This window comes from Sorangium aterium (assembly GCF_028368935.1).
Lineage (GTDB): Bacteria > Myxococcota_A > Polyangia > Polyangiales > Polyangiaceae > Sorangium > Sorangium atrum.
Window position 1 is genome coordinate 134,839 of the sequence record NZ_JAQNDK010000002.1, and the last position, 24,239, is coordinate 159,077.

General features: G+C 68.4%; 25 protein-coding genes and 2 pseudogenes. 18 read left to right on the forward strand and 9 right to left on the reverse strand.

Features of this window, described 5'->3' with window-relative positions; genetic code table 11:
* Nucleotide 1: 1 nt before the first annotated feature.
* Nucleotides 2-451 (forward strand): hypothetical protein, encoded by a 450-nt coding sequence (locus POL72_RS15380; protein ID WP_272097961.1) that lies wholly within the window; start codon nt 2-4, stop codon nt 449-451.
* A 304-nt stretch (nt 452-755) separates the two neighbouring features.
* Here POL72_RS15380 and POL72_RS15390 read toward each other — a convergent pair whose 3' ends face one another.
* Nucleotides 756-935 carry an ATP-binding protein gene (locus POL72_RS15390; protein WP_272096072.1) on the reverse strand — a complete coding sequence of 60 codons (180 nt, stop codon included), beginning with the start codon at nt 933-935 and terminating at the stop codon, nt 756-758.
* Nucleotides 936-1,023: 88 nt separating this feature from the next.
* Nucleotides 1,024-1,143, reverse strand: a pseudogene (locus tag POL72_RS51705) (hypothetical protein); the annotation flags it as partial.
* Between the two features lie 220 nt (nt 1,144-1,363).
* On the opposite strand from POL72_RS51705, the gene POL72_RS15400 reads away from it, so the two are divergent.
* The 11 genes and pseudogenes from POL72_RS15400 to POL72_RS15440 all read left to right on the forward strand — a co-directional run bounded on the left by POL72_RS15400 (nt 1,364) and on the right by POL72_RS15440 (nt 10,324).
* Nucleotides 1,364-3,670, forward strand: a complete 2,307-nt coding sequence (locus POL72_RS15400; RefSeq protein ID WP_272096074.1) for an RHS repeat-associated core domain-containing protein — start codon at nt 1,364-1,366, stop codon at nt 3,668-3,670.
* The gene (locus POL72_RS51710; RefSeq protein WP_373372203.1) at nt 3,667-3,903 is read left to right on the forward strand and encodes a CPCC family cysteine-rich protein; all 237 of its coding nucleotides are present in this window, start codon (nt 3,667-3,669) and stop codon (nt 3,901-3,903) included. Before POL72_RS15400 ends, POL72_RS51710 begins: the two co-directional genes overlap by 4 nt.
* Before the next feature lie 169 nt (nt 3,904-4,072).
* Nucleotides 4,073-4,438: a hypothetical protein gene (locus POL72_RS15405; RefSeq protein ID WP_272096075.1), complete on the forward strand. Its 366-nt coding sequence runs from the start codon at nt 4,073-4,075 to the stop codon at nt 4,436-4,438.
* A gap of 392 nt (nt 4,439-4,830) precedes the next feature.
* Nucleotides 4,831-5,211 carry a hypothetical protein gene (locus POL72_RS15410; protein WP_272096076.1) on the forward strand — a complete coding sequence of 127 codons (381 nt, stop codon included), beginning with the start codon at nt 4,831-4,833 and terminating at the stop codon, nt 5,209-5,211.
* A 472-nt stretch (nt 5,212-5,683) separates the two neighbouring features.
* Nucleotides 5,684-7,147 (forward strand): RHS repeat-associated core domain-containing protein, encoded by a 1,464-nt coding sequence (locus POL72_RS15415; protein ID WP_272096077.1) that lies wholly within the window; start codon nt 5,684-5,686, stop codon nt 7,145-7,147.
* Nucleotides 7,148-7,159: 12 nt separating this feature from the next.
* On the forward strand, nt 7,160-7,591 hold the full coding sequence (locus POL72_RS15420; RefSeq protein ID WP_272096078.1) for a hypothetical protein: 432 nt from the start codon (nt 7,160-7,162) through the stop codon (nt 7,589-7,591).
* Between the two features lie 459 nt (nt 7,592-8,050).
* The gene (locus POL72_RS15425) at nt 8,051-8,371 is read left to right on the forward strand and encodes a hypothetical protein (RefSeq protein ID WP_272096079.1); all 321 of its coding nucleotides are present in this window, start codon (nt 8,051-8,053) and stop codon (nt 8,369-8,371) included.
* A gap of 8 nt (nt 8,372-8,379) precedes the next feature.
* Nucleotides 8,380-8,730 (forward strand): hypothetical protein, encoded by a 351-nt coding sequence (locus POL72_RS15430; protein WP_272096080.1) that lies wholly within the window; start codon nt 8,380-8,382, stop codon nt 8,728-8,730.
* Between the two features lie 338 nt (nt 8,731-9,068).
* The gene (locus tag POL72_RS15435) at nt 9,069-9,656 is read left to right on the forward strand and encodes a hypothetical protein (protein ID WP_272096081.1); all 588 of its coding nucleotides are present in this window, start codon (nt 9,069-9,071) and stop codon (nt 9,654-9,656) included.
* Between the two features lie 21 nt (nt 9,657-9,677).
* Nucleotides 9,678-9,848 (forward strand): annotated as a pseudogene (locus POL72_RS52240) (DUF8616 domain-containing protein); the annotation flags it as partial.
* 14 nt (nt 9,849-9,862) lie between these two features.
* Nucleotides 9,863-10,324, forward strand: a complete 462-nt coding sequence (locus tag POL72_RS15440; RefSeq protein WP_444547640.1) for a DUF7919 family protein — start codon at nt 9,863-9,865, stop codon at nt 10,322-10,324.
* A 409-nt stretch (nt 10,325-10,733) separates the two neighbouring features.
* Here POL72_RS15440 and POL72_RS15445 read toward each other — a convergent pair whose 3' ends face one another.
* The 3 genes from POL72_RS15445 to POL72_RS15455 all read right to left on the reverse strand — a co-directional run bounded on the left by POL72_RS15445 (nt 10,734) and on the right by POL72_RS15455 (nt 12,897).
* Complete coding sequence (locus tag POL72_RS15445) at nt 10,734-10,937, reverse strand: sigma factor-like helix-turn-helix DNA-binding protein (protein WP_272096083.1); 204 nt, start codon at nt 10,935-10,937, stop codon at nt 10,734-10,736.
* 204 nt (nt 10,938-11,141) lie between these two features.
* Nucleotides 11,142-11,573: a hypothetical protein gene (locus POL72_RS15450; protein WP_272096084.1), complete on the reverse strand. Its 432-nt coding sequence runs from the start codon at nt 11,571-11,573 to the stop codon at nt 11,142-11,144.
* A 418-nt stretch (nt 11,574-11,991) separates the two neighbouring features.
* On the reverse strand, nt 11,992-12,897 hold the full coding sequence (locus POL72_RS15455; RefSeq protein ID WP_272096085.1) for an FG-GAP repeat domain-containing protein: 906 nt from the start codon (nt 12,895-12,897) through the stop codon (nt 11,992-11,994).
* A 636-nt stretch (nt 12,898-13,533) separates the two neighbouring features.
* On the opposite strand from POL72_RS15455, the gene POL72_RS15460 reads away from it, so the two are divergent.
* Nucleotides 13,534-14,640 carry a hypothetical protein gene (locus POL72_RS15460; RefSeq protein ID WP_272096086.1) on the forward strand — a complete coding sequence of 369 codons (1,107 nt, stop codon included), beginning with the start codon at nt 13,534-13,536 and terminating at the stop codon, nt 14,638-14,640.
* Nucleotides 14,641-14,733: 93 nt separating this feature from the next.
* Here the strand turns inward: POL72_RS15460 and POL72_RS15465 are convergent, their stop codons facing one another.
* Entirely contained in the window at nt 14,734-15,591 is an 858-nt protein-coding gene (locus tag POL72_RS15465) for a CPBP family intramembrane glutamic endopeptidase (RefSeq protein WP_272096087.1), read from the reverse strand.
* A gap of 284 nt (nt 15,592-15,875) precedes the next feature.
* Between POL72_RS15465 and POL72_RS15470 the strand changes: the two genes are divergently transcribed.
* Nucleotides 15,876-17,525, forward strand: coding sequence for a sensor histidine kinase (locus tag POL72_RS15470; RefSeq protein ID WP_272096088.1), 1,650 nt, complete (start codon nt 15,876-15,878; stop codon nt 17,523-17,525).
* 47 nt (nt 17,526-17,572) lie between these two features.
* Here the strand turns inward: POL72_RS15470 and POL72_RS15475 are convergent, their stop codons facing one another.
* Genes POL72_RS15475 through POL72_RS15485 form a run of 3 tightly spaced genes read right to left on the reverse strand, consistent with a single transcriptional unit; the run spans nt 17,573 to nt 19,727 of the window.
* Nucleotides 17,573-18,316, reverse strand: coding sequence for a SirB1 family protein (locus tag POL72_RS15475; RefSeq protein ID WP_272096089.1), 744 nt, complete (start codon nt 18,314-18,316; stop codon nt 17,573-17,575).
* 46 nt (nt 18,317-18,362) lie between these two features.
* Nucleotides 18,363-19,163: a polysaccharide deacetylase family protein gene (locus POL72_RS15480; protein WP_272096090.1), complete on the reverse strand. Its 801-nt coding sequence runs from the start codon at nt 19,161-19,163 to the stop codon at nt 18,363-18,365.
* A gap of 3 nt (nt 19,164-19,166) precedes the next feature.
* On the reverse strand, nt 19,167-19,727 hold the full coding sequence (locus POL72_RS15485; RefSeq protein ID WP_272096091.1) for a hypothetical protein: 561 nt from the start codon (nt 19,725-19,727) through the stop codon (nt 19,167-19,169).
* A gap of 355 nt (nt 19,728-20,082) precedes the next feature.
* Between POL72_RS15485 and POL72_RS15490 the strand changes: the two genes are divergently transcribed.
* The 4 genes from POL72_RS15490 (at nt 20,083) to POL72_RS15505 (ending at nt 24,149) form a co-directional block, all read left to right on the forward strand.
* Nucleotides 20,083-21,570: an MBOAT family O-acyltransferase gene (locus POL72_RS15490; RefSeq protein WP_272096092.1), complete on the forward strand. Its 1,488-nt coding sequence runs from the start codon at nt 20,083-20,085 to the stop codon at nt 21,568-21,570.
* Between the two features lie 931 nt (nt 21,571-22,501).
* A complete protein-coding gene (locus POL72_RS15495) occupies nt 22,502-22,843 on the forward strand; it encodes a hypothetical protein (protein ID WP_272096093.1) in 342 nt (113 codons plus the stop codon).
* 195 nt (nt 22,844-23,038) lie between these two features.
* Nucleotides 23,039-23,446, forward strand: coding sequence for a hypothetical protein (locus POL72_RS15500; RefSeq protein WP_272096094.1), 408 nt, complete (start codon nt 23,039-23,041; stop codon nt 23,444-23,446).
* A gap of 19 nt (nt 23,447-23,465) precedes the next feature.
* Nucleotides 23,466-24,149: a hypothetical protein gene (locus tag POL72_RS15505; RefSeq protein ID WP_272096095.1), complete on the forward strand. Its 684-nt coding sequence runs from the start codon at nt 23,466-23,468 to the stop codon at nt 24,147-24,149.
* Nucleotides 24,150-24,239 lie beyond the last annotated feature (90 nt).

Genomic DNA, 24,239 nt, shown 5'->3' on the forward strand with positions numbered 1-24,239 from the left:
TGTGAACCGCGAGCTGCTCTTGAGCATCTTCCGAGACGCTCATATCGTTGATATCGACATGTCCGATTGGGATCAGTGCATTCGACTGGCGATGGTCGCGATGGAGGCGACAGCATTCCCGGCGAGAAGGCTGCCTGTCTATATCGTCGAATTACAGCGCGTCACAGAGTTCGCAGTCAAGTTCGGCCATCACGAGCGTGCGCCGGATTTCGGGCACTATCAATGGAATGTCGATACCGTGCAGCTAGAGGACACCGACGAAGGATTCCGGCTTCGCCTGAGCGGATCGCGATTGATGCCGGTATTCACCATCAGCTTCGCAGGCTTGGAAATACGTCAGCTGGACAACTCCATGCTGGATCGCCGCTTTCCGGGCTGGAGCAAGCCTGGCGCTTCGTTCATACGTTCTGGAATAGAGCAGCAGGTAGAAGAGAAGAAGCGAAATCCGTGACCCAGCCGCAACTCGCAGGACGTCACGTATCAGCCTCTGTCTGACGAATCCGGTACGCGCAAGCACCCCTCGATCCCTGACGAGCGCGTCGAGCAGCACGCCGTGGCTGCCGCAGACCACGTGCAGCTTGGTGGTCAACGCGCCGCGTGATCGCCCAAGAGCATGGTCGTCCGGTCCCTGGGACCCCCATTTCTCCCGGCGCCAGCCGCGGCCCGGCTGGCGCGTGTAGACGGCCATCGCGATCCGCGGGTTCCGGACGCGATCTCGCCGTCGGCAGACGAGACCGCGCCCGGGGTCCGGGTCGTCACCGGCGCGGCCTGGGCGCGCGGCCTTTCTTCTCCAGCCGCTCCTTGTCGCGCCACGAGTCGGCGTCGATGTCGAGGACGTGGCAGTGCTGGGCGGAGCGGTCGACCAGCGCCCCGAGGCACGGCGCATCTCCAAACACGGTGCCCCACTGCTTGTAGGAGAGATTGGTCGTGATCACGACGGAGCGGCTCTCGTGCTTCTTGCTCGATGCGAAAGAGCAGGTCTGCCGCACTCGCGTCGCAGGGCACATAGCCGAGCTCGTCCAAGATCAACAGATCGGGCTCGGTGTACCGGCGCAAGCGCCGCTCAATCGCGGGGAGCGTCTCGTGCCTGAGCTGATCGGCGAGTGCCGCCGCGAGCGTCGTGAAGCGCACGATGTAGCCCTTGGCGAGCGCGGCGAAGCCGAGGTGCTTGGCGAGCGTGCTCTTGCCGACGCCCGCCTGTCCGCGAAACTACGAGCCGTTCAGCCTGCTCGGCAAGGTGATCAACGAGTCCAGCGGGAATCTGGTGCTCCTGGAGCAACGTCATGATCAGCGCGGCCGGCGCAGGTGGTACAAGGAGCCTGCGTCGGCGCTGACAAGCATGACGTACAACGCGTTCGGTGAGGTGGTCACGCTCGCCGATTCGATGTCCACGCGCACGTTCGGGCGCGACGCGCTGGGACGTGTCGAGACGATCGTGGACGACGATGGCGAGACCGAGCTCGTCTGGGATACGGCCCCGCACGGCATCGGCCGGCTGGCCAGCTCTACCAGCCCGGACGGGGTTCAGAAGAGCTTCGCCTACGACGAGCACGGGCGGCCTGAGGCGACGACGTGGACAATCGACGGCCACGCGTACGTCATTCAGCAGACGTACGATGCGCTGGGGCGGGTGGATCTGCTAGAGTACCCGTCCGTGGAGGGAGCGACCGGGTTTCAGGTGAAGCACCGCTACAACGCCCATGGCTACCTTCACGAGGTCGTCCGTCGGCTTGTGGCCGGGAATGGGACGATCAGCAGCGCGGTCTTTCTTCCGATCTGGCGCATGAACAGCCGCAACAGCGACGATCAGCCTCTCTCTGTTCAGCTGGGCGCGACGGTCGAGACGACGTACAGCTACGAGCCGCTCACAGGGCGGCTGGATCGGGTTCAGACTCCTGGGGCGTACGATCTCGACTACGACTACTATCTGGATGGCCGCGTGAAGCGACGTTACGACAGGCAGTCGAATCGGGACGAGACGTTCGGGTATGACGCGCGCGAGCAGCTCAGGTGGTGGGAGCTGCAGACCGGCACGACGTCGACGAGGACGGATTACTCGTACGACGCCCTGGGAAACGTCAAGGAGGTGTCCGTCGGCGGCGCGCTTCGGGAGGAATACGTCTTCGGGCCGCCTTACAGGCCGAGCGAGGTCCGGATCGGCGGCGCGGTGGCGGACACGCTCTCGTACGACGTTCGCGGCCGCCTGTCCAGCCGAGGTGGGCCACGCGCCCCGATGGGCGTGACGTTCACGGAGTTTGACCTGCCCCGGGTGGTAGCGCACCCGGGCGGGACGACCTCGTTCCGGTACGACGCCGACGGCAACCGTGTGATGAAGGAGGGCCCTTCGGGAACGGTATTGACGCTCGGTCGGCTGTACGAGCGGCGGACGGCGGGAGCGCAGACAACCCACGTCTTCCATGTCTTCGCGGACGGCGAGGAGGTGGCGCAGCACCTCGTTCAACCGGACGGAAGCTCTCATGACCGCTTCGTGCAGAAGGACGCGCTCGGAAGCGTGGGCGTGGTGCTGCGTCCGGATGGCAGCGTGCTCTCGAGGAGCTTCTACGAGCCGTTCGGTGGGCGCATCGACGAGAACGGGGGGCCGATCGCCGGTCTGCCCCTTGGGATCAGCGACGTGCGGACCGCGTTCACGGGGCACGAGCATGATGACGAGCTCGGCTGGATCGATATGCAGGGGCGTGTCTACGATCCGAGCCTTCGTCGGTTCCTCACGTCGGATCCCGTCATCCCGTCGCCGCTGACGGTGCAAGGGTACAATCCCTATGCTTACGTCTTGAATGATCCCCTCAACCTGAGGGATCCGACGGGCTTCCAGCCGTGCGACGGGACGAACTGCACGCCGATCACGCCCGATACGATCGCGCCGCCGCCGGGCGTCATCATCGATGGCGACGGCACTGGCACGAAGGAGGTGGATGTCTTCGAGGACGGTGAGGAGCTCCTGCCCGAAGACGATGGCGCCATCGAGGGCTCCGGCGGCGACGGTGGAGCGGGTCCTGGCGGAGAAGGCGGGGAGGGCGGCCCCTCGTCGGAGTGGGACAGAGGAACAGAATCTGGGTTCAGCATCGGTCCGATGACGGCGGCGGACATGCGTGAGCTCACGCACGTCTGCCTCGATGCTTGTGGCTTCGCGCCGCCGCCAGTCGGCCCGGTGTGCGACGTCGCCAATGCCTGCATCTATGCCGGGGAGGGCGACGCGGTGAACGCGACGATGAGCCTCGGGGCCGCCGTGCCTGGAGTCGGCGATGCCAGCAAGCTTTATTCCAGCGTGAAGCGTGCGGGACAGCTTGGGAAGGCTGGCAGGATGGCGGAGGCAACTCAGGCCGCAAGGAGGGCACCACAGCTGGTGTCAGGAGTCCGCGGATTCGCATCTGAGGCGCATCTGGAGCGCCATTTTGCGAAGCATGCCTCGGAGTGGGGGGCGGGCAACATGACGAAGATGGGCTACGCGAAGCGGGCAGAGACTCTGCTTCGTTCACCAGTCGGAGGTGACGTCCAAGGCTTTACCTCAAAGCAGGGCTGGACATTCAGATACAACTCCCAGACGAACGAATTCGCCACGATGAAGCCGGACGGGACGATTGAGACCCTTTTCCGCCCTCGCGATGGGGCGAGCTATTGGGCCGACCAGGTTGAGAGGTATGGACCATGACGCAATCTGAGCTTTACGAGTGCCCTTGCTGCGGCCAACGCACTCTCGACGGACGAGGGCATTACGACATCTGCGCAACGTGCAATTGGGAAGACGATCCGCTCCAGGAGGAGAAGCCTTATTACGAAGGCGGAGCAAATCGGGTTAGCCTCAATACGGCACGCCGCAACTTTGCGCTGCATGGGACGAGCGATCCTGGGCAGTACGGCCCGGGTCAGTCCCGCCCTCGTTGAAGCCCCTCCACATCAGGCGTCTTCCTCGCCGTGAAGGCCGCGCTCCGCCTCCGGGGCTCGACGATTGGGCGTGTCGTACTCGGAATTCATCGAGGATCTTGGCGGTTCGGACTTCTTCGGCACCCCGTACGTAAGGGTTATCGAGACCGCGTTCTGACAGGAGGCTACTGTGCCATTTTCGCCCAATGACCCCTGGCTGCTCGCGTTTCTGAAGCGCGTGAGCGTGCGTTCGGGGATGTTCCTCGGTGACGAGAATGTGAAGACACTCGCGACATTTATTCATGGCTACCGCCAAGCCCGCATCGATCTCGGAATGCCGGAGGTCGGCGCCACAGAATCGTCGCTATTGGATGAATTTGAGAAATGGCTAGCCGCCAAGCTTGACGATGCGCGAGATGTTGCGTGGCCTACGCTGGTTGCCACGCAGGATCCCGGTGAGCGGAATGTTCGGACGTTCTTCTTGCTGTTTGAGGAGTTTTTGCGGGAACGTGGCGATAGCTTGTCACGCTCTGCCGAGGTCCCGTGGCCGCCGTAGCGCCGGCCGCGCTGATTCTCTGCCGCATGGGGAGGAGCAATAATCGACGCTTCCCTCGTGCGTTTGGTAGGGACACGTAGCGTCGAGCGTGTGGTCTGAGCGTCAGAAGGGGCACCGCCCACGCATCGCCATGGCCGTGGTCACTTGCGGCTTTCGCCGGGGTCGACGACGCTGGATGCGGGGCGGTGCCGGCCCGCCGCCCGCGTGGGCACCACTCGGCATCCTGGAGGCGAGGCACCGGTCCAGCTACGCCCCTATGCGGCCATAAAAGCCCGGCTACCTTCACTGGGCCGACAGGGCAGTACCGGGACGCCATTGATTTCGGGTTCTAATTCGGAGCTAGCAAGATGAGCCTACCAGCGGTCTTTGAAAGCGTTAGAAAGTATCCGGGGATGTACCTGAGCAATGTCTCGTATGACACGGTTGTTGCCTTTGTAGAAGGGTACGATTTGGCGTTGCATGGGGGATTCCTTGTGGGATTCCGAGAATGGCTCATTGTGAAATTGGATGATGGTAATAACCTGTCATGGCCAGTGCTGGTGTTGGGCCTGATGGAACGTGTTGGCGAGCGGTCTCCTGTCGAAGTGAAGAGTGCAGAGGGTCAGAGCGTTGCGATGGCGTTCCTGTTTGATACGTTGGAGAAATTCGTCCATGAGCGTGAGGCGCCGAGCGGACTCCGACGCATCTATCGAAATTACGAGAATTGGCTGACGCGGCAGGATTGGTACAGCCCGTTGTCGCCCGATTGGATTCCAGACACTGAAGAGCCATGACGAGCAGCAGTAGTATAGCGCGGACGTAGGCGTTCACCGCCCAGACTTCCTGCGCTGGACGGTGTTGCGAAGTGGTATTCAACCAGGCAGCAGCGAGGACGCATCTCGCCCTTGGAGAACGGCTTCGCAGACCATGTGCTCCAGGTATTGGTCGTGGCTTCGAGCGCGACCGAGACCGTGGGGCCCATCCACCTCGTCGCGAAGCGGACCAGCTCCTCCCGGGTGCAGGCAGACCGCTGGCGCAGCAGGATCCGGTTATCGTTGCTGAGCACCACGGCTTCGACCTCTCATTTGTGGACATCCAGACCGATGACTGGCCTAGGATCAGACCTGCGGTGCGAGCGGTGATGTGCCCGCTGGGTGCCCAGGCGAGCGAGTCCTCTTTCGAGGGCCCGGCGAGGGGGTTGGCTCATGAAGCCGTCTGTCCACCACGCCGACGAAGAAACAGGTCGTACGGCACCTACCTATTCGCATGAACAGCCGCAACAGCGACGAACAGCCGCTCTCTGTTCAGCTGGGCGCAATTGTCGAGACGACGTACAGCTACGAGCTGCTCACGGGGCGGCTGGATCGGGTTCAGACTGCTGGGGTGTACGATCTCGACTACGATTACTATCTGGACGGCCGCGCGGAGACGGTATTGACGCTCGGTCGGCTGTACGAGCGGCGGACGGCGGGAGCGCAAACAACCCACGTCTTCCATGTATTCGCGGACGGCGAGGAGGTGGCGCAGCACTTCGTTCACCCGGACGAAAGTTCAGAGCGCCGCTACGTGCAGAAGGACGCGCTCGGAAGCGTGGGCGTGGTGCTGCGTCCGGATGGCAGCGTGCTCTCGAGGAGCTTCTACGAGCCGTTCGGTGGGCGCATCGACGAGAACGGGGGGCCGCTCGCCGGTCTGCCCCTCGGGATCAGCGACGTGCGGACCGGGTTCACCGGGCACGAGCATGATGACGAGCTCGGCTGGATCGATATGCAGGGGCGCGTCTACGATCCGAGCCTTCGTCGGTTCCTCACGTCCGATCCCGTCATCCCGTCGCCGCTGACGGTGCAAGGGTACAATCCCTATGCCTACGTCTTGAATGATCCCCTCAACCTGAGGGATCCGACGGGCTTCCAGCCGTGCGACGGGACGAACTGCACGCCGATCACGCCCGATACGATCGCGCCGCCGCCGGGCGTCATCATCGATGGCGACGGCGCTGGCACGAAGGAGGTGGATGTCTTCGAGGACGGTGAGGAGCCCCTTCCCGAAGACGATGGCGCCATCGAGAGCTCCGGCGGCGGTGGAGCAGGTCCTGGCGGAGAAGGCGTGAAGGGCGGCCCCCCGTCGGACGGGGACAGAGGAACAGAATTTGGGTTCAGCATCGGTCCGATGACGGCGGCGGACATGCGCGAGCTCACGCACGTCTGCCTCGATACCTGTGGCTTCGCGCCGCCGCCGGTCGGCCCGGTATGCGACGTCGCCAATGCCTGCATCTATGCCGAGGAGGGCGACGCGGTGAACGCGACGATGAGCCTCTGGGCCGCTGCGCCTGGAGTCGGCGATGCCAGCAAGCTTTATTCCAGCGTGAAGCGTGCGGGACAGCTTGGGAAGGCTGGCAGGATGGCGGAGGCAAGTCAGGTCGCAACGGGGGTAGCGGCAGGGTCGCGGGTCAACATGCCGGCGTGGCGAAAGATGAAGATCAACATGGAACACATCCGCGATCGACATATGCCGGGCGGAAAGGGCCTCGCGCCCGGCAACAAGAAGGATATCTTCGAGGGTATGAGCGAATTGCAGGTCGAGCGCGCCGTGCGGAATGCCTATCGCAATGGAGATGTGCTGCAGTCCCAGGGCGAGCGAGTCTTTGTCAGCGGTCCGTTCGGGAACGGGACCATCGAGATGTGGGTCAACCGAGCCACGAAAGAGATCGAGAGCGCTTGGTCGAAGTTCTAATAGGAGCAGACGATGCGTATTGTGTTCGATGAATCAACGCTCGAGCAAGGGAACAACGCGAGCCGCTCGATAACCGGAGTGCTCTACTTCGACTTCAGTGGGTATCCGTTTCCTGAGGAACGATGGAGCGACTTCGTGGTGGTCATCGCTACCTGGTGGTTGGACGCACTTGAGAAGCTCGAGCGGGGCGTTGACCACGAGGCGGTGCTTCGCTTCATGGACGGCCCCTACTGGCTCACACTAACGCGGCAGGATGGCAATGCCGCGCTGTTGCGCTGCACTGAGGATCGACGCGGTGCGGGTGTTGTGCATGAGGAATACATCGAATTGTCTGATTTTGCGGCTCAGGTGGGACGAATTGCTCGACAGATTGCGTCGGCCTGCCATCGACGCGGCATCGAATCGAGCGATGTAGACGCCCTCAGGAGGTATCTGCCCAACTAACGTCGTAGGCCGAGAAAGCCTGAGAACTGGCCTGGAGATTCATCGACAAGTTCCGCGCCGCTGTTTCGCCCATGCCGGCCATCTAATCCTCGATCCGGCCCAGCTCTCCTGATCGCCCGCCTCGGGAGATCCTCACCGCTCCCGGTCTCCTTTCCCCCCGCGACCCTCGACGCCTCGCCGAGGTGGCGGCGGATGCTTGCCCGCGCCCGGTGGGCGCAGAGGCGGGCCGCCATCGCGGTACACCCGAGCCGCGCGCGACCTCGTCGAGGCCGCACCCCTCGTCGCCCACCAGCCGGAACGCCTCGACCTGGCGTGCCGAGAGCCCCCCGAGCACCTGCTCGACCGCGCCCGCCATCCGGCGCGCGGCGAACTCCTCGTCGGGCGGACCGCGGTGCGCGCTGGCGCGGCGCCGTCCAGCGTGTCGGGCGCGCCGAGCCGCTCGCGCCGGGTGGAGCGCAGGTGCTCGATGAACACGCGGCGAACACGCGGCAAGCTGGAGCTTACGTTGCGGAGAACCTCGGCAGCATCATGACTGCGAACCGTCAGATTGCGGCTCAAACGGGAGCCAGATTCGGCTCCGGGCAGTGGAACCAGCTGCTTACGGGGCATTCAACGCAATTCTTTGTGGTATATCGACGTAGCAGTGCGACGACCTCGAATCACGTTGTCATAGGCATCGTAAACCAAGGGAAGAGTCTGATCTTCGACCCGCAAACCGGACAGCGATTCTGGAATCTTCGGGACTTCGGCAGCTTCACCGCATATCCGGTGAAGTTTTAGGTGCAGCAATGACGGAAACGGAAGCAGTGGCACGGATACGATCGTTGTTCGAGTGGTGGATGGCTCCGGAAAATCCGTTGCCAGTGGCACTCGCCGACAAATTCGAGTTCGACTCTGGACTCGGAACGATGAGCGCGGACGACTGGTTGTGGTGGGTGCGCCAGAACCCGGGCTGGGGGGCGGTGCGGGTTCTAGGGCTGGTGGCGTCCTCGACCGGTGGATCCATCGTGTTCGGGGCGACGGACCCAGTGACCAACCTCCGCCACCGGATCTCGTGGTCGGTCATGTGGAACGAGGAAACTTTGACTCGGATCCTGCAGACCGCGGTGACCGTGCCAGAGCAGACGGAGCTTGGCTGAACGGGCTTATCGAGGTCGCGTGACCGTGCGCGACTGCTGATGAGTCCACCCTCACGTGCTATCCGTTGCCGATCGGAAGCGCTATGTGTGAGGCACTGACGGTGAAGCCGCCGGCGCGCGCGCCTTCCGGTGCGCCCGCGCCGGCGCCCAGGCGGCCAAACGCGTCGCGAGCTTCGGGGCGACCTCGTGGCGGGCGATCACGGGCGTCGCCGGCGCCGTCGAGGCGCGCGGCGAGCTCCTCGTCCCCGCCTGGTTGTGCGGCTTCGTCAGCCCGATCCAGCTCTCGTTCGGGAGTTACGCGGGCGGCAGTCCGCTGCCGCTGTCCCAGCCGCGCGAACTTGCCCGACATGACGCCGGATTCATACCGCAGCGCCACGCCGGCGGGGCCGCAACTCACCGGGACGGGGTACGCCGGCGGCGACAGGGTCGCGCGGCTGCTCATCGATCACGGCGTCGACGCCTGGCTGCAGGAGAACGGCGACGCCGCGATCAATGTCTCGCTCGGCGTCTCGTACGTCGCGCTGACGGTCGCCACGTACGGCATGGCGGCCGAGACCGGCGTATTCGCCGCCGTGGGCGCTCGCATGGCGAGCTTCGGGGCGGCCTCATGGCGGGCGGTCACGGGCGTCGCCGGCGCGATCGGCGAGGGCGCGCGCCGGTACGGCAACCAGGTCACGCGGTGGGGCGCGCAGGTGATGCGCGGCACCGGGGGAGGTGCCGATGCGGCGGCGCCCTCAGTTGCACGGGCAGCACCGACGCTCTACGATGACGTGGATCTGTTGGCCCAGTTTGGGCCCGGAATACCAACCCAAAGCGGTGGCAACTTCAACATCGTGTCGCACGCCGACCAGCGTCTTGCCTATGTCCTCCGTAACAATGAGTGGGTGAGCATAAGCCATCGAGCGCTAGCTCAATTCATCCAGTAATCTGCTGGTTACAACGGGCAACCGGTTCGCCTGATCGCATGCAACTCGGGTGGTTGCGCGACGGGGCTCGCGAATAATCTCGCGAACAAGCTGGGAGTTGATGTTCTAGCTCCAACGGACTTTGCCTACGTTACATCATGGGGGACCTATTATACTTACGGTAAATGGGAGCTGTTTAAGCGCGGGCTGTAAGAATTGGAGGGGTTGTGGTTTACTATCCAGATCTGAGTCCATGTGATTACTTTGGTCGCTGGCAAGATATCCTGCGGGCGGTCGGGTGGCATGAGTCAGGGCATTCGTTTACGACAGGACCTGTGGCAAAGGAGTTTTTTGGAGCGCTGATGCGTCTTCTCTCCAATCCATGGCAGCCTGTTGCTTTTGCGGGACGTCAGCCATGCCCCTATTGCCGCTTCACTGGAGGGGCGGCCGAGCTTCGGTTTGAAGATGTGGCGATCTCTGTCGGGGCGAATAATTTGTTTGTTCCTGCGCGTGACGAAGCTGTGGTGTACGTCGCTCCGAGTCTGATTGCGCACTACATTGATGCTCACGACTATTGTCCGCCCCCGGTCTTTCAGGAGGCTGTTCTCGATTGTCCCGAGATGAGGTCTTTTGCGTATTTGAAGAAGATAAAGGAAAAGGGTTTGGTGGTCGCACGGCCAGCAGGCTAATATGTCTGAGCGTAACCAGGAGGATGGAGCCACGCCTGCGCAGGGAGATGGCGGGACACATAGCGTCGAGCGTGTGGTCTGAGCGTCAGAAGGGGCATCGCCCACGCATCCCCATGGCCGTGGTCACTTGTGGCTTTCGCCGGGGTCGACGACGCTGCATGCGGGGCGGTGCCGGCTCGCCGCCCGCGTGCGCACCACTTGGCATCATCCTGAAGGCGAAGCACCGGTCCAGCTACGCCCCTATGCGCCCATAAGAGCCCGGCGACCTTCACCGGCCCGTCCGTCTACCGGGTACCTCCCGCCTGGCCATGCGGCCTTTTCGCCCACCCCGGTCATCTCGCCCTCGATCCGGTCCAGCTCTCCTGATCTCCCACCCCGCGAGATCCTCCCTGCTCCCGTCTCCCCTCGTTCACCCCGCGACCCCCGACGCCTCGCCGAGGTGGCGGCAGATGCTCGCCCGCGCCCGGTGGGCGCAGAGGCGGGCCGCCATCGCGGTACACCCGAGCCGCGCCGCGACCTCGTCGAGGCCGCACCCCTCGTCGCCCACCAGCCGGAACGCCTCGACCTGGCGTGCCGGGAGCCCCCCGAGCACCTGTTCGACCGCGCCCGCCATCCGGCGCGCGGCGAACTCCTCGTCGGGCCGACCGCGGTGCGCGCTGGCGCGGCGCCGTCCAGCGTGTCGGGCGCGCCGAGCCGCTCGTGCCGGGTGGAGCGCAGGTGCTCGATGAACACGCGGCGAACACGCGGCGGGCGATCGCCACCGCCCAGGGCGCAGCGCTCGCACCGCGCCGGCAGCTCGCGTGCGCTCGTGCGCAGGTCAGCCGACCCTTTGCTCGACGCTCGGTCCCAGGACCTGCCGGCGGAGCTCGAAGTTGAAATGCTGGAGCACCCAGCGCTCCGCGTCGGTCATGGACGAGAAGACCCTGACGGGATGTGGAGGCGGCTTCAGCCAGTTGAGCGCGGTCAGGATGCCGTTCACCAGGCTGGAATCGCCCACGATGCCGGACGCGAGCAGGTGCGCGCGCGCCTGCTTCTCGTAGTCGGCGTACATCTGCGCGACGGCTCGCCGCTGCACGGCGTTCGGCATGCTGCTGCCGCGCGTGTCGTTGATCAGGCCGAACGGCCCCGAGACGATGAGCTCGATCATGCCCCTCATCAGCACGTCCCAGTCGTCCTGGGTGTAGTGCTCGCCGGCCCGCATCACGACCAGCGGATAGCGCGAACGATCCAGCTCAATCCCGCGAGCCAAGGCCGCCTCCGTCCCGACGAACGCCACGCTGGCCCGAAACCCGGACGGATTCGTACGAGAGGGCGGTCGCGGAGCATGCGGCGGTCATGTACGTCCCGGTCGGCTCAGAAGGGCGGAATGAAAATGAAGAGCAAAGCGATCCGCGGCTGTCAATGACAAATCACGGCGCTGACTCGGGGCGACAAAAATCGCCCGCCCTCTCCTGGACAGCAACGCTGTATCCATCATTTCTGCGCGCCGCGGAGGGATCGTCGCGGGGGGCGGCCGGGACGCGGACGCAAGTGCCCGAAATTTTTGATCAACCACGGCTGTGTTCGGCGCTCCGCCGTCTCCTCTCTGCCTCCGCGTCGATGGCGTCAGCGTCGCCGCCGGCGCCATCGACGCGGAGGCAGAGCAGCGGACGTGGGACGGCGCCCTGTCACCCGCCGTCGTAGGGCCCCAGAAACACCGGCCCCGGCGCGAGCAGCTGAGTGCCGTCCATCAACCAGACCGCCGCCTGGTTCGTTCCTGTGGCGTACCAGAGCACGTCCGCCATGCCGTCGAAATTGCTGTCGGCGGCGGGGCGCGCCTCCCAGCCGCGGCCGAGCGGCCCCGGGATCACCGGCCCTGCCGCGATCACGAGGGAGGCGCCCTCCATCAGCCACACGGCCATGAGGTTCCGCTCCGTGTCGTTCCAGAGCACGTCCGCCATGCCGTCGCCGTCGTAGTCCTGCGCGGTGACGACGTGAAAGCCGGGGCCGATCCCCGGGATGATCGGCCCCGGTGCGAGCAGCTGAGCGCCCTCCATCAGCCAGATGGCCATCAGGCTCTGCTCTTCGTTGTCCCAGATCACGTCCGCCATGCCGTCGCGGTTGAAGTCGCGCGCGCTGCGTGCCACCCAGCCGTGGCCGATCGGCCCCGGGATGACCGGCCCCGGCGCGACCAGCTGCGGTCCATCCATCAGCCATGCCGTCATCACGTTCTGGTCCTTGTTGTTCCAGATGACATCCGCCATCCCGTCGCGGTTCAGATCGGACAGCCCGATCACCTTCCAGCCCCGGCCGACCGGCCCCGGGATGATCGGCCCTGGCGAGAGCAGCTGGCTCCCTTCCATCAGCCATATGGCCACCAGGTTCTGGTCGATGTTGCGCCAGAGCACGTCCGCCATGCCGTCGGAGTTGAAGTCACCCGCATTGACCGCCTCCCAGCCCTGGCCGATCGGCCCCGGGATGACCGGCCCCGGCGCGACCACCTGGGTCCCCTCCATCAGCCAGATCGCCGCCAGGCTCTTCTCGGGATGCTCCCAGAGCACATCAACCATCTCGTCGCGGCTGAAGTCATTCATACGAACGGCCTTCCACCCATACCTGCTCGCCCTCTGCGTCGCGCGTCCCAGGGACGACGCGGCCGGCTCGCCGGACCAGCGGTCATGGTCCGGATCCATGCCCGGCGTGCAGGCCGCCATGGGGTGAACCGCAGCGATCGCGCACAGCGCAGCCCCTGTAGCCGCAGACCTTCTCACACTCGCCTCGCATGCGGCTCGTGCGCGGGCGCAGATGCCGGCACGGGAGATCCGCTCCGGTCCGCGGCACTGAGCACACCGAGCACGTACGCCGGCCGATAGCAAGCGCAAGGCCATCGAGACCATGTCGTGCGCCCGATCTCGGCGTAGTCACCACATGTTACCTCAGTAGGCCATCCCCCGCTTCTTGCATCGAGTGCGTCATAGGTCCCCTCTGCTCATCGAGCAGGGCATCCTCCAGGGCGCTGGGCGCGCACCACGTCGGTTGATCTCGCTTCTGGCCACTGGTCGCCGCCTCGGGAAGAAAAGGCCTTTAGGGACACCGTGACGTCGAGGGAGACAATCCGTCCGTCGACCTGCTCGCCGGATGAGCGGTTCGGTTCCGGGGCTCGTTTGCCAGTCTGTCTGCGATCAAGGAGAGTGTATATGTCGATTCGTTACGTGGGTGTAGCATTCGTCATGGCGATGTCACTTGCTTCGACTCTCTCCTGCGCGGGCCAGCGGAAGGTGCGCGACGTGCCGGAGAGCGCGGACGGCAGCGGCGTGCAGGCCGAGGTCGGCGAGGCCCGTGCGGCCCTGTGTCAGGGGCAGGCGATCGTGAATGTGGTGGCTCTACCGGGGACGTACTACTGGGCGGATGATGCCCACCTGCTCACGAGCGCGGAGGGATTCGGTCCGCGCGCGCTCCAAGTCGCCGTGGCGACGAGCGTCGAGGCCTCGGTGAGCATCGAGACCAGCATCACGCCCAACATTCCCGAGGTCCCGTCGAGCACGAATCTCGATCCCTCATCGAGGGCGCTGGGCAGCCGCGCCCCCACGGGCTTCCTGCCTCCATTGGGGTTACCGGGAGGCGGCATGCCGTGGGGTACTCAGCCCTCGTGGGGCACGCCGGGCGGCAACCCGCCCTGGGGCTCGCAACCCTTCCCGGGCATGCCGGGTAGCAGCACGCCCTGGGGCAACCAGCCCAACCCCATGTTCGGTGGCGGCAACGGCAACGGTTCCTTGGGCTCCGAGCCCTCCTCGGGCACGGCGGGCGGCGATGACGCGCCCTGGGACACCGATCCATCGGGCGTGCTCGGCGGCTGCACGCCGTCGATTCAGGAGATCTCCGAGGCGGTCGGATTCGACGTGGGCGAGAGCGTCGATCTGGAGGCCTCCACGACCTTCTTGGTCCCCACGGGCGCCTATGCGCGGGTTTCCGCCTACCCGGTCTTCAAGAAATTCACCTGGGATATCGTCGGCGTCGTCGGCTCGGGCTGGGGAGGCGGCCCGATCAGCATCATCATCGCCGCCGGCAGCGCGCTCAAGCCGACCGGTATCTATTTCGATACCTACCGCGCCTATGACTTCGCCGCGATCGGCGGAGGGGTGGTCAGCCCGGGCCCGATCTGGGATCCCGGAGAGGGCGGTGGTGGCGCGGGCGGCGCGGGGGGTACGGGCGGCGAAGGCGGTGCCGGTGGCGCGGGTGGCGAAGGCGGTGCCGGTGGCGCCGGCGGCCAAGGTTGGTTCATCAATCCCGGCGATCAAAGCAGCCCTGGAGGTCAAGGCGGCGCGGGCGGGTCGTAGGACAGCCAGCCTCGGCGCGACGACACCCGCGCGGCCTCCTCGCCCCTGCCCGGGACGAGCCGTTTCGCGGAAGGGTGCTTGTCGAGGAGAGCGTCAGTTGAGGCCAGCGGCGACGCTGGCGAGACCGACCGTGAGATGGACGGCGGTGACGCCGACGAGGGTGCGGTGGCGCGCGTAGAAGAGGCCGAAGAGGACGCTCGCGGCGAAGGTGATGACCGCGAAGGCCAGCGAGACGTAGAGGTGGAACACGCCGAAGAGCACCGAGGTGACCACGATGGGCGCGAGGCGTCCGGCGTCGGGCAGGAGCCGCTCGAGCGAGGTCTGGATCACGCCGCGTGCGATGAACTCCTGGAGCAGGCAGTGCGGCCCGTAGCTCGCGAGGAAGATCGCGAACTCGAGGCGCGAGTACCCTGCGACCGAGCCCCAGTCGAGCAACGGCTCGCCGCGCAGGGCGGGGCCCGCGCGGAGCGCGAGGCACGCCGCGAAGGCCATGGCGGCGATGACGAGGGCTTCGCGGAGGCTATGCCGCGCGCCCGAGAGCGTCACGCCGAGCCGCGCGAGCGGCAGCGGCTGCCGCCGGACGAACCACCCGATCGGCACGAGGAGCAGCAGCAAGAAACCCCACGAATAGCCCATCTGGAGCAGCGGCGGCAGATCGGGGTGGATGAGATCCCGGACGAGCTGCGCGACGCCGAAGAGGGCGATGACGACGAAGAAGAACGCCGCGAGCTCCCGACGCAGCTCGAGGGCGTCCCGGCCGCCGCGGCGGAGGAGCTCGATCTCGAGGCGGAGCAGGGCGTGATCGGCGTCGCTCGCCACGGCCAGCCCAGCGCGCTCGGCCGAGCGGTCGCGCCGACCGGTCGACGGGCGCGCGTCGCGGGCGGCGGAGCCGGCGAGGAAAGGAACATGGTGGGGGTCGATCACGTCGGAGGAGGATTCGAGCAAGCTCATAAGAGTATCCCCATTGAACCAGCCATGATGTCACGTCTCTCGGCGAGCGATCAAGCGCGGAAGAGGTCCGCCGTTGTAGCAGCCAGCGCGGTTCGCGTTGTTCACGTTTGTTCGCGCTGTTTACGCCGCTCACGGCGCTTACGTTGTTCCGATCGTTCACGCCGCTTACGTCTGGTTCCAGCGGCGCGCACCCGGCAGGCGCGGGGCAGCAGGCCCAGCCGTCGGTCGACGCTTCGCGCGCTCTGCGCGCTTTGCGCGAGCTGCGAGCTTTGCCATGAGCGCGCATGCCGCTATCAGAGAGGTCGTTCCTCCGAACCCGGCGCGCTGCCACGGACGAGCGGGCGCCGAGCTGGGCGAGGGCGGTACGACAGGGGGCAGACAACACCGTGCGGCTCGGGATCCGGCTTCAGCTCTTGTTCGCGATCGGCGCGCTGCTCCTCCTGGCGTTCGTGCCGCTCTTCTTCGCCGTGGCGAGCCTCACGCGGGCCACGATGAGCGGCGCGCGCGCGTCGAGCGCCCGCGCGATCGGCCGCGCCATCGCCGGGCACGTGGCCGCGGCGCGGACGACGCGGTCCGCCCCGGAGCTCTCGCTCCTGCTCGAGGCGCAGGTCGGCCCGGACGGGGCGTCGGCGATCGGCGTCTACGACGCGGCGGGGGCGCTCTCGGGCCGCGCCGGGGAGCCAGAGATCGCGGCGGCGCTGCCGGCCTCGGTGGAGGCCGGCACGGAGGTGCTGAAGACGGTGCGGACGGCGCGCGGCGATGCGCTCCTGGTGGTCGTCCCGGAGCCTGCGCGCGAGGCGGCGCCTCTCGCGGAGCCGGCGCCCGCGGCGTCGACGGGCTCCGTGGCCGTGCTGGTGCCGACCGACCCGTCGACGGTGGCCGCCGCGCCGCTCGTGCGGATCGTGGCGCTCTACACGGGCATCGTGGCGCTGGCGCTGCTCGTGTTCGCGTACATCTCCATGACGCACCTCGTGGTGCGGCCGATCGACGCGGTGTCGCAGGCCGCGCGCCGCGTGGCGGGCGGGGCGCGCGACCTGGAGGTGCCGCGGGCCGGCGCGCGGGAGCTCGCGGAGCTCGGCGCGAGCCTCGCGCTCATGACGGGCCGCCTCCGCGCCGACGAGGAGTCGCTGCGGGCGAAGATCGCCGAGGTCGAGCGCTACGCGGCGGACCTGAAGAGCGCGCAGGAGCGGCTGGTCCGCTCGGAGCGGCTCGCGTCCGTGGGGCGCCTGGCGGCGGGGCTCGCGCACGAGATCGGCAACCCGCTCGCGGCGATCCTCGGCCTGCAGGATCTGCTGCTCGCCGGGGGCCTCACGCCGGCCGAGGAGCGCGATTTCGTCGAGCGGATGAAGCGGGAGACGGAGCGGATCCACAAGATCCTGCGCGACCTGCTCGACTTCGCCCGGCCCGCGGCGCGCGGCGCGGCCGAGGCCGGCGACGATGGAGAGGCAGGGCGCCACCCCTCCGGGTCGGTCGCGGAGGCGATCGACGATGTCGTCTCGCTCGTGGCGCCGCAGAGGGCGTTCCGCGCGATCGAGCTCGAGCGGGACGTCGCGCCCGACGTTCCGGCCGTGCCGCTCGCGCACGGGCAGCTCGTGCAGGTGCTCCTGAACCTGCTCCTGAACGCGGCCGACGCGGTCCCGCGCGTCGGGGGGCGCGTGGCGGTGCGCGCGTCGCGGGGCGCGTGCGGGGGCGCGCGGATCGAGGTCGAGGACAACGGGCCGGGGATCGCCGAGGAGGTCCGCGAGACGCTGTTCGAGCCGTTCATCACGACCAAGGAGGTCGGCGAGGGGACGGGGCTCGGGCTCGCTGTGTGCCGGGGGCTCGTCGAGGCGGCCGGCGGCTCGATCGGGGTCGAGCGAGGCGCGGACGGCGGGGCGCGGTTCGTGGTGCTGCTGCCGGGCGCAGCGCAGCGCGAGGCGAGCGAGCCGCGGTAAGGCCACGCTGGCCCACGTCGGCTTGCGTCAGTTCACGTCAGTTCGCGTCAGTTCACGTCCCGCCCTGCAGACGGCCAGGGGCGCTCGCCGCCGATCTGATCGAGCTCCTTCCGAAGCTCGTCGGTCGGCGCGAGCACCTGCATCCGCTCGAGCACGCTGCGCAGCCGCGACGCGTCCGAGCGGCTCGAGTAGATCGACCGCAGGTTGTTCAGCATGCGCACCAGGATCTGCCGCTTCTGCGCGGGCACGAGCAGCCGCGGATCCGGATCGCGCGTGGTGCCCGTGGCGCGGGTGTGCAGCGCGCGCAGATCGTCCCGGCCGAGCAGGCGGCCCTCGAACGGGTCGATGAGCAGCACGCCGCCGCGGACCGGCGTCCTCACCAGGAAATGGCCCGGGAACGAGACGCCCTGGGCCTCGAGGCCCGCGCGCCAGCACACCTCGAGGAGGACGACGCCCAGCGTGATGGGGATGCCCGTCCGGCGATCCAGGACCTCGTGCAGGTAGCTGTTCTTCGGGTCGTAGTAGTCCCCGGAGTTGCCGTGGAACCCGAGGTCGCCGTAGAACCAGCGGAGCAGCTGCTCGATGGGGCCGCTGCCCGGCGTCGCCTCCGCGGCGCGCAGGGGGCGATCGACCGCGCGCCGCGCCTCGCCGCCGAGCCGGTCGAGCACGCCGAGGTAGTGCGGGATGTCGAGCCCCGGGTACGCGGCGTCGTCGATCAGGAGCGCCGCCTCGGCGAGGTCGAGCTCGTCCTCCGGTCTCCCGGCGATATGCGCAAAGAGCGTCAGACTCACCGGCGCGGCCATTGGACCGAGCGTAGCGCCACCCGATGGAGGTGGTCTAGGCGTCCCGGTCGCCGTCGTCGAGCCACGCGTCGACGCGGACCCCGACCAGGTTGCGCTTCTCCATCGCCGCCAGGATGCGCGGGAGCGCCAGGGGCCCCGCGGGGGCGTGGTCGTCGCGCTCGGCCGCGTCGTGGAGCAGCACGATGGCCCCGTCGCGGAGCCCCGGGATGATCCGCCCCGCCACCCGCCCGGGGTCCGCCCCGGGGAGCCCGTCGAACCCCCGCACCGACCAGCCGATTACGTCGAGGTCGAGCGCGTCCACCACGCGGGCGATGCGCGGGCTCGTGTGGCCGACGGGCGGCCTGAAGAAGGTGGGGCGGGCGCCGGTGATCCGCTCGATGACGTCGAGCCCCTGCCGGAGGTCGCGCTCGACCCGGCGGGCCGAGCGCAGCGAGAAGAGCCGGTCGTGCGCGTGGCTGTGCAGGCCGATGGCGTGGCCCCGCGCCGCGATCTCGCGGACGAGCTCCGGGTGGGCCTCGGCCTTGCGGCCGATGACGAAGAACGTCGCCTTCACGCCCGCCTCGTCGAGGAGCGCGAGGACCGCCGGCGTGTGCTCCGGGCTCGGCCCGTCGTCGAAGGTCAGCGCCACGCCCCGCGCGCCGGGCGGGCCGCGCTTCACGACGTCGACGAACATGCCGAGCCCGAGGAAGAAGACCCCGCACAGGATGAGGGCGACGTAGCCGGCGATGGCCGCGCACGCGACCGCGATGGGCACCGGCGCGACGAGCAGCGAGCGCGCGACCAGCGCGAGCGCGCCCAGCGACGCGGCATAGAGGAGGGCCCGCGCGAACGGCACGGGTTACTTCTTCGCGCGCTTCTTTTCGGGCTCGACCTCGAGGTCGTCGTCGAGCTCGTCCGCCGCGGCGGAGGCGGCGATGCGCTTGTTGTTGCCCCCGGCCGCCGCCTTCACCGCCGGCTTCGCGCCCGGCTTCTCCTCGTCCGAGGGGTCGTTGTCGGCCTCGTAGAAGCCGCCGAGGAGCGCGGCGATCGCGGCGAGCGACGTGATCGCCAGGCCGCCGAACGTCCCGGTGCTCCCCGCGGCCTCGCCGAGCGACAGGTTCGCGCCCCCGAGCTCGCCGAGCGGCACAGGCACCGGCACCGTGAGCCACCTGCGCGCGGCGTACATCAGGCCAGCGCCGAGCAGCGCTCCGACGAAGGCCTTCATCCCCGCCTCGATCTTCGCGTCCTTCGCCCAGATGGGCTTGCCCGCGATCAGCCCCACGAGGACCCCGGCGAGCGCCGCGGCCACGTAAGCGATGATCGCCACCGGCGCGGCGAAGCCGAGCTTCGCCAGCGCGAAGCCCAGCAGGCCCCCCACGATGAGCCCCTTCACAACCCCGAGGATCAGGCGACCCAGCATCAGATCCATCCTTGGCACGACGCGGGGCGCCGTTCAACATGGCGCGGCGCCATGGCGCCGTTGAAACGCGGCCCCGCGCGGTCGCGTTCCGCGTCGTTCCGCGTCGTTCCGCGTCGTTCCGCGTCGTTCCGCGTCGTTCCGCGTCGTTCCGCGTCGTTCCGCGTCGTTCCGCAGGGCGCCGCGTTGTGAGCGCGACCGCGCGGCGCCATCGGGCCGCGCCAGGAGAGCGACCGCGCGGCGCCCCCTGTGGTAGACGGCCCCCACCGCCCGGGTAGCCCGCTCCTCCTCGACAACGCGCTCGGCCCTGCCGCGCGCCGCGCCCCTCGCCACAGCCTGACCCGGACTCCGACCGGCCGTGCTCTTCAATACCCTCCGTTACGCCGAGTTCTTCGCCGCCGTCTTCGTCGGATCGTGGGCGCTCGTGCGGTACGCCGGCGCCTGGCCGCGCCTCGTGTTCCTGCTGCTCGTCAGCTACGGGTTCTACGCGGCCTGGGACTGGCGCTACCTGCCGCTCATCTTCGCCTCGTCCACCGTCGACTTCTTCCTCGCCCGCGCGATCGCCCGCGAGGAGCGGCCCCGGGCGCGGCGCGCGATGCTCGTCGCCACGGTGGTGCTGAACCTCGGGTTCCTGGGGTTCTTCAAGTACTGGAACTTCGCGCTCGAGAACGCCGCGGCGCTCCGCGCGCTGCTCACGGGCGAGCCGGCGAGCGTGGGCCACGCGTTCCGGGTGCTCCTGCCGCCGGTCGGCATCTCGTTCTTCACGTTCGAGTCGATGAGCTACGTCGTCGATGTGTACCGGGGCGAGCTCCCGCCCCACAAGAGCTACCTCCGCTACCTGCTCTTCGTCGCCTTCTTCCCGCACCTCGTCGCCGGGCCCATCGTGCGCCCGCGGGACCTGCTCCCGCAGTTCGAGCGCGCCCCGAGCCTCACCCTCGAGGAGGGCGGGGCGGCGCTGTTCCTCGTCGCGATCGGCCTCGTGAAGAAGGTCGTGCTCTCCGACCAGCTCGCGCTCAACCTCGTCGACCGCGTGTTCGAGCGCCCGGAGAACTACTCGGCCCTGGAGGTCCTCGCGGGCGTCTACGGCTACGCCGCGCAGATCTACTGCGATTTCTCCGGCTACACCGACATCGCGATCGGCTCGGCGCTCCTGCTCGGCGTGCGGTTCCCGAAGAACTTCGACGCGCCGTACAAGGCGCACAACCTCGCTGATTTCTGGCGCCGCTGGCACATCTCGCTCTCCACCTGGCTCCGCGACTACCTGTACATCCCGCTCGGCGGCAACCGCGGCTCCGAGCTGGCGACGTACCGCAACCTGATGATCACGATGCTGCTCGGCGGCCTCTGGCACGGGGCATCGTGGAACTTCGTCTTCTGGGGCTTCCTCCACGGCCTCGGCCTCGCCGTGACGCGCGCCTTCCAGCGCGCCGTCCAGCGCCGGCGACCGGCCGGCGAGGGCGAGCGCGATGGCGCGACCGCGAGCTCGCCCCTCGCTTCCTTCCTCGTCCGCTTCCCCGTCCGCGCGCTGTGCGTGCTGCTGACGTTCCACTACGTCTGCTTCGCGTGGATCTTCTTCCGCGTGCCGACCTTCTCGCAGGCCGTGCTCATCCTGCGGCAGATCGGCACGCTGACGACCTTCCACCCGAACCTCCCGCCCGTGCTGGTCGCGCTCCTCGGGGTCGCGCTCCTGTCCCATTACGTGCCGGAGCGCCTCTACGAGCGCGCCCGCGGCGCCTTCATCGCGGCGCCGGCGCCGGTGCAGGGCGCGCTGCTGTTCCTCGTCGCGATCGGTCTCCACGAGGCGGCGAGCGCGGCCGCGGTCCCGTTCGTATACTTCCAGTTCTGAGAGCGGCGGTCACCCGCTTCGGATACGGGCCCATCTCGGCGTTTTCGGTGCTCAGCTCCCTTTCGTGCGCTTCCGCGCCGAAAACGCCGATCTGGACCCGTCTCCTGTGCGGGTGACCGCCGCTCTGCGGCGCGTGTGCAGAGCGTGCGCGACGGGGCGGAGGGAGCAGGCCGCGATCAACGCAGGTGGGGCCCCGGCCATAACGATGGATCGAACGTGGCCCGGCCGCGCTCCAGGCATACCGACGCTCGCGCAGCGGCCGGCCCGCGGCGTCCTCGACCGTGATGACCACCGGCCGCCCGCCATCGTCCCGCGTGCTGCGGATCGCATAGCCGCCCTCGCGCACGCGCGCCGCCTCGCGGCCCAGGCCGTCCTCCTCGATGCGGATGCGCTCGACCCCCGCCGCCGACTCGATCGTCATCGACGCGACGCCGCTGCCATGCTCCCGATCGAGCTTGATCTCCCAGCCCGTCGAGTAACGTCGGCCCACCCAGGTTGCCGCGCGCGTCGTAGACGAACCGCTCCGCCGAGCCGTCCGGACCGGTGATCGCGGTGACCTGACCGCGCGCGTCGTACGCGTATGACGTCCTCGCGCCGAGCGGATCGATCCGCTCTATGGCACCGGGCTCGGCGCTGCGGGCGTGGTGCATACGCTCACCGCCATGCCGGTCATCCGATGCCCCGACTTCTCGGTGATCGTGTCCATCCCGAGCGCGGTGACCTTGCTCATGAGCCGGCGAGCGTAGCGGCCTGCTGGAGCGGCGGTCTACGCAACGTGTCGGGTCGACCACGGCCGCGGATGAGCACGGGCTCGCCCGCGATGACGACGCGCCCCGCCGGCACGACGACCGCACCCGGCCTGGACGAGGATGGCCGCCGCCGACGCAGAGATGAGTCGGCGCGATCTCCCGATGTGATCTAGGCTCTCGCCGTGCGCCCGCCCCCTCTCGCCGCCCTCGCCCCCCTCGCCGTCCTCCTTGCCGGCGCGCTCTCGCTGTCATGCAGCGTGGCCAACGTGCCGGCGAACGCGATGCCGATGATCCGGGCGCGCGCCACCTCCGACCTCGACTGCGCCGACAGGGACGTCCGCATCGAGGAGCAGCTCGGCGGCCATTTCAAGGCCGTCGGCTGCGGTCGCAAGGCGTACTACCGGGCCGCCTGCGAGGCGCTCCGCTGCGTTGTGAGCGGCGAGGGCGAGGCGATGGTCCCCTGGAGAGACCGCCCGGATCCGGCCGAGGTCGACCGGCAGCGGGACCGGCTGCCGTTCGAGTAGGCCGGGGCGCATCGGAGGAGCGCGCTGCGCGCCCGGGCCGATGCGCCCGGCCGGGCCGCCGGCGGCAAGCGGCGGCGGACCGCGGGTTTTCCGGCCTTTTTCGGGCACGCGCGGCCGGGCTTGGGGTAGCCTGCGCCGTCCCGGGGATCTGCCGCGGGGTTCGGCCATGGCCTACATCACCACCGAGAGCTGTACGTGACGGACACGGAGCAGGCCGACACCGACGCCCGGCCCGAGCCGGATCCGAGCTCGCCGCCGGACGCGCAGGCCGACGCCGAGCCGCGGCGCCCGCCGAAGAAGCGCAGGAAGCGGCGCGACGAGAAGGCGGCGCCGCCCCCCGGCAACGACGCGCCGGCGGGCCCTCGCGATCCCGAGATCGAGCGCCTCGAGCAGGCGTTCGAGCGCGGCGACTACGCGCTGGTCCGCGCGGAGGCGGGGCGGCTCGCGAAGGAGGCCGAGCACGATGACGTCCGCCGCGCGGCGCGGGCGCTGCTGCGCCGGATCGACCCCGACCCGCTCGCCGTCGTCCTGCTCCTTGCGGCCATGGCGCTGCTCGCGTTCCTCGCGCTCTGGTACTGGTCCCACGGCCACGCGGCCCCGTGACGATCGAGGAGGCAGCGGGGTGAACGCCGAGCCCGGACGTCCCTCAGGCCGCCGCCCCGCGCGCTGGCTCGCCGCGCTCGCGCTCGCGCTGATCGCCTGCGGGGGCGCCGCCAGCCCGGGTCGGCCCGTTGTGTGGGACGCGGCGCCCGACGGGCAGCAGGGCGCTACCTCGGGCACGCGGGCCGAGCGCTACTTCCCGCTCGTCGACGGGCACATCTACCACTACGCGACCCTGAGCGAGGGCGGCGAGCAGGGCCTCCTCGTCGCGCGCGTGCACCGCGCGGACGCGCGCAGCGGCGAGCTCCGGTTCCCCTCGGGGGTGAAGCGCTTCGAGTTCACCGGCGAGGGCGTGATCCGCAGCGACACGGGCGTCTTCGTGCTCAAGGAGCCGATCGCGCCCGGCACCGCGTGGACCGGCGAGCACGGCGGCCGCGCGCGGATCGCCGCGGTCGACGTGGCGATCGAGGTGCCCGCGGGGCGGTTCACGGGGTGCGTGCAGACCGTGGAGGAGCGCCTCGGCGACAGGCCGGCGCGCTACGTGTCGACGTTCTGCCCGGACGTCGGCGTGGTCGTGATCGAGGCCGCGGGCGGCGCGAGCTACGAGCGGGCCGAGCTCAGGAGCTACGCGCCGCCCGTCGACATGGGCCCCGACGGCGTGCGGCGCGCCCCGGCCGAGCCGCCGCCCGGCGCGAGCGCGCCCTGAGCGCGCCGCGCACGCTCCTCGGTGGAGGCCGCCCGTGCGCGCTCGCCCGGCAAGGCGCGCCGCGCGCGCTCGCCCGGCGGCGCATCACGT

Bases quoted from the DNA above. Each gene is read 5' to 3' on its own strand.
- POL72_RS51710 (WP_373372203.1), top strand. From the start codon at position 3,667: ATGACGCAATCTGAGCTTTACGAGTGCCCTTGCTGCGGCCAACGCACT.
- POL72_RS15410 (WP_272096076.1), top strand. From the start codon at position 4,831: ATGTACCTGAGCAATGTCTCGTATGACACGGTTGTTGCCTTTGTAGAA.
- POL72_RS15415 (WP_272096077.1), top strand. From the start codon at position 5,684: ATGAACAGCCGCAACAGCGACGAACAGCCGCTCTCTGTTCAGCTGGGC.
- POL72_RS15420 (WP_272096078.1), top strand. From the start codon at position 7,160: ATGCGTATTGTGTTCGATGAATCAACGCTCGAGCAAGGGAACAACGCG.
- POL72_RS15430 (WP_272096080.1), top strand. From the start codon at position 8,380: ATGACGGAAACGGAAGCAGTGGCACGGATACGATCGTTGTTCGAGTGG.
- POL72_RS15445 (WP_272096083.1), bottom strand. From the start codon at position 10,937: ATGGCGGGCGCGGTCGAACAGGTGCTCGGGGGGCTCCCGGCACGCCAG.
- POL72_RS15455 (WP_272096085.1), bottom strand. From the start codon at position 12,897: ATGAATGACTTCAGCCGCGACGAGATGGTTGATGTGCTCTGGGAGCAT.
- POL72_RS15460 (WP_272096086.1), top strand. From the start codon at position 13,534: ATGGCGATGTCACTTGCTTCGACTCTCTCCTGCGCGGGCCAGCGGAAG.
- POL72_RS15465 (WP_272096087.1), bottom strand. From the start codon at position 15,591: ATGAGCTTGCTCGAATCCTCCTCCGACGTGATCGACCCCCACCATGTT.
- POL72_RS15470 (WP_272096088.1), top strand. From the start codon at position 15,876: ATGCCGCTATCAGAGAGGTCGTTCCTCCGAACCCGGCGCGCTGCCACG.
- POL72_RS15485 (WP_272096091.1), bottom strand. From the start codon at position 19,727: ATGCTGGGTCGCCTGATCCTCGGGGTTGTGAAGGGGCTCATCGTGGGG.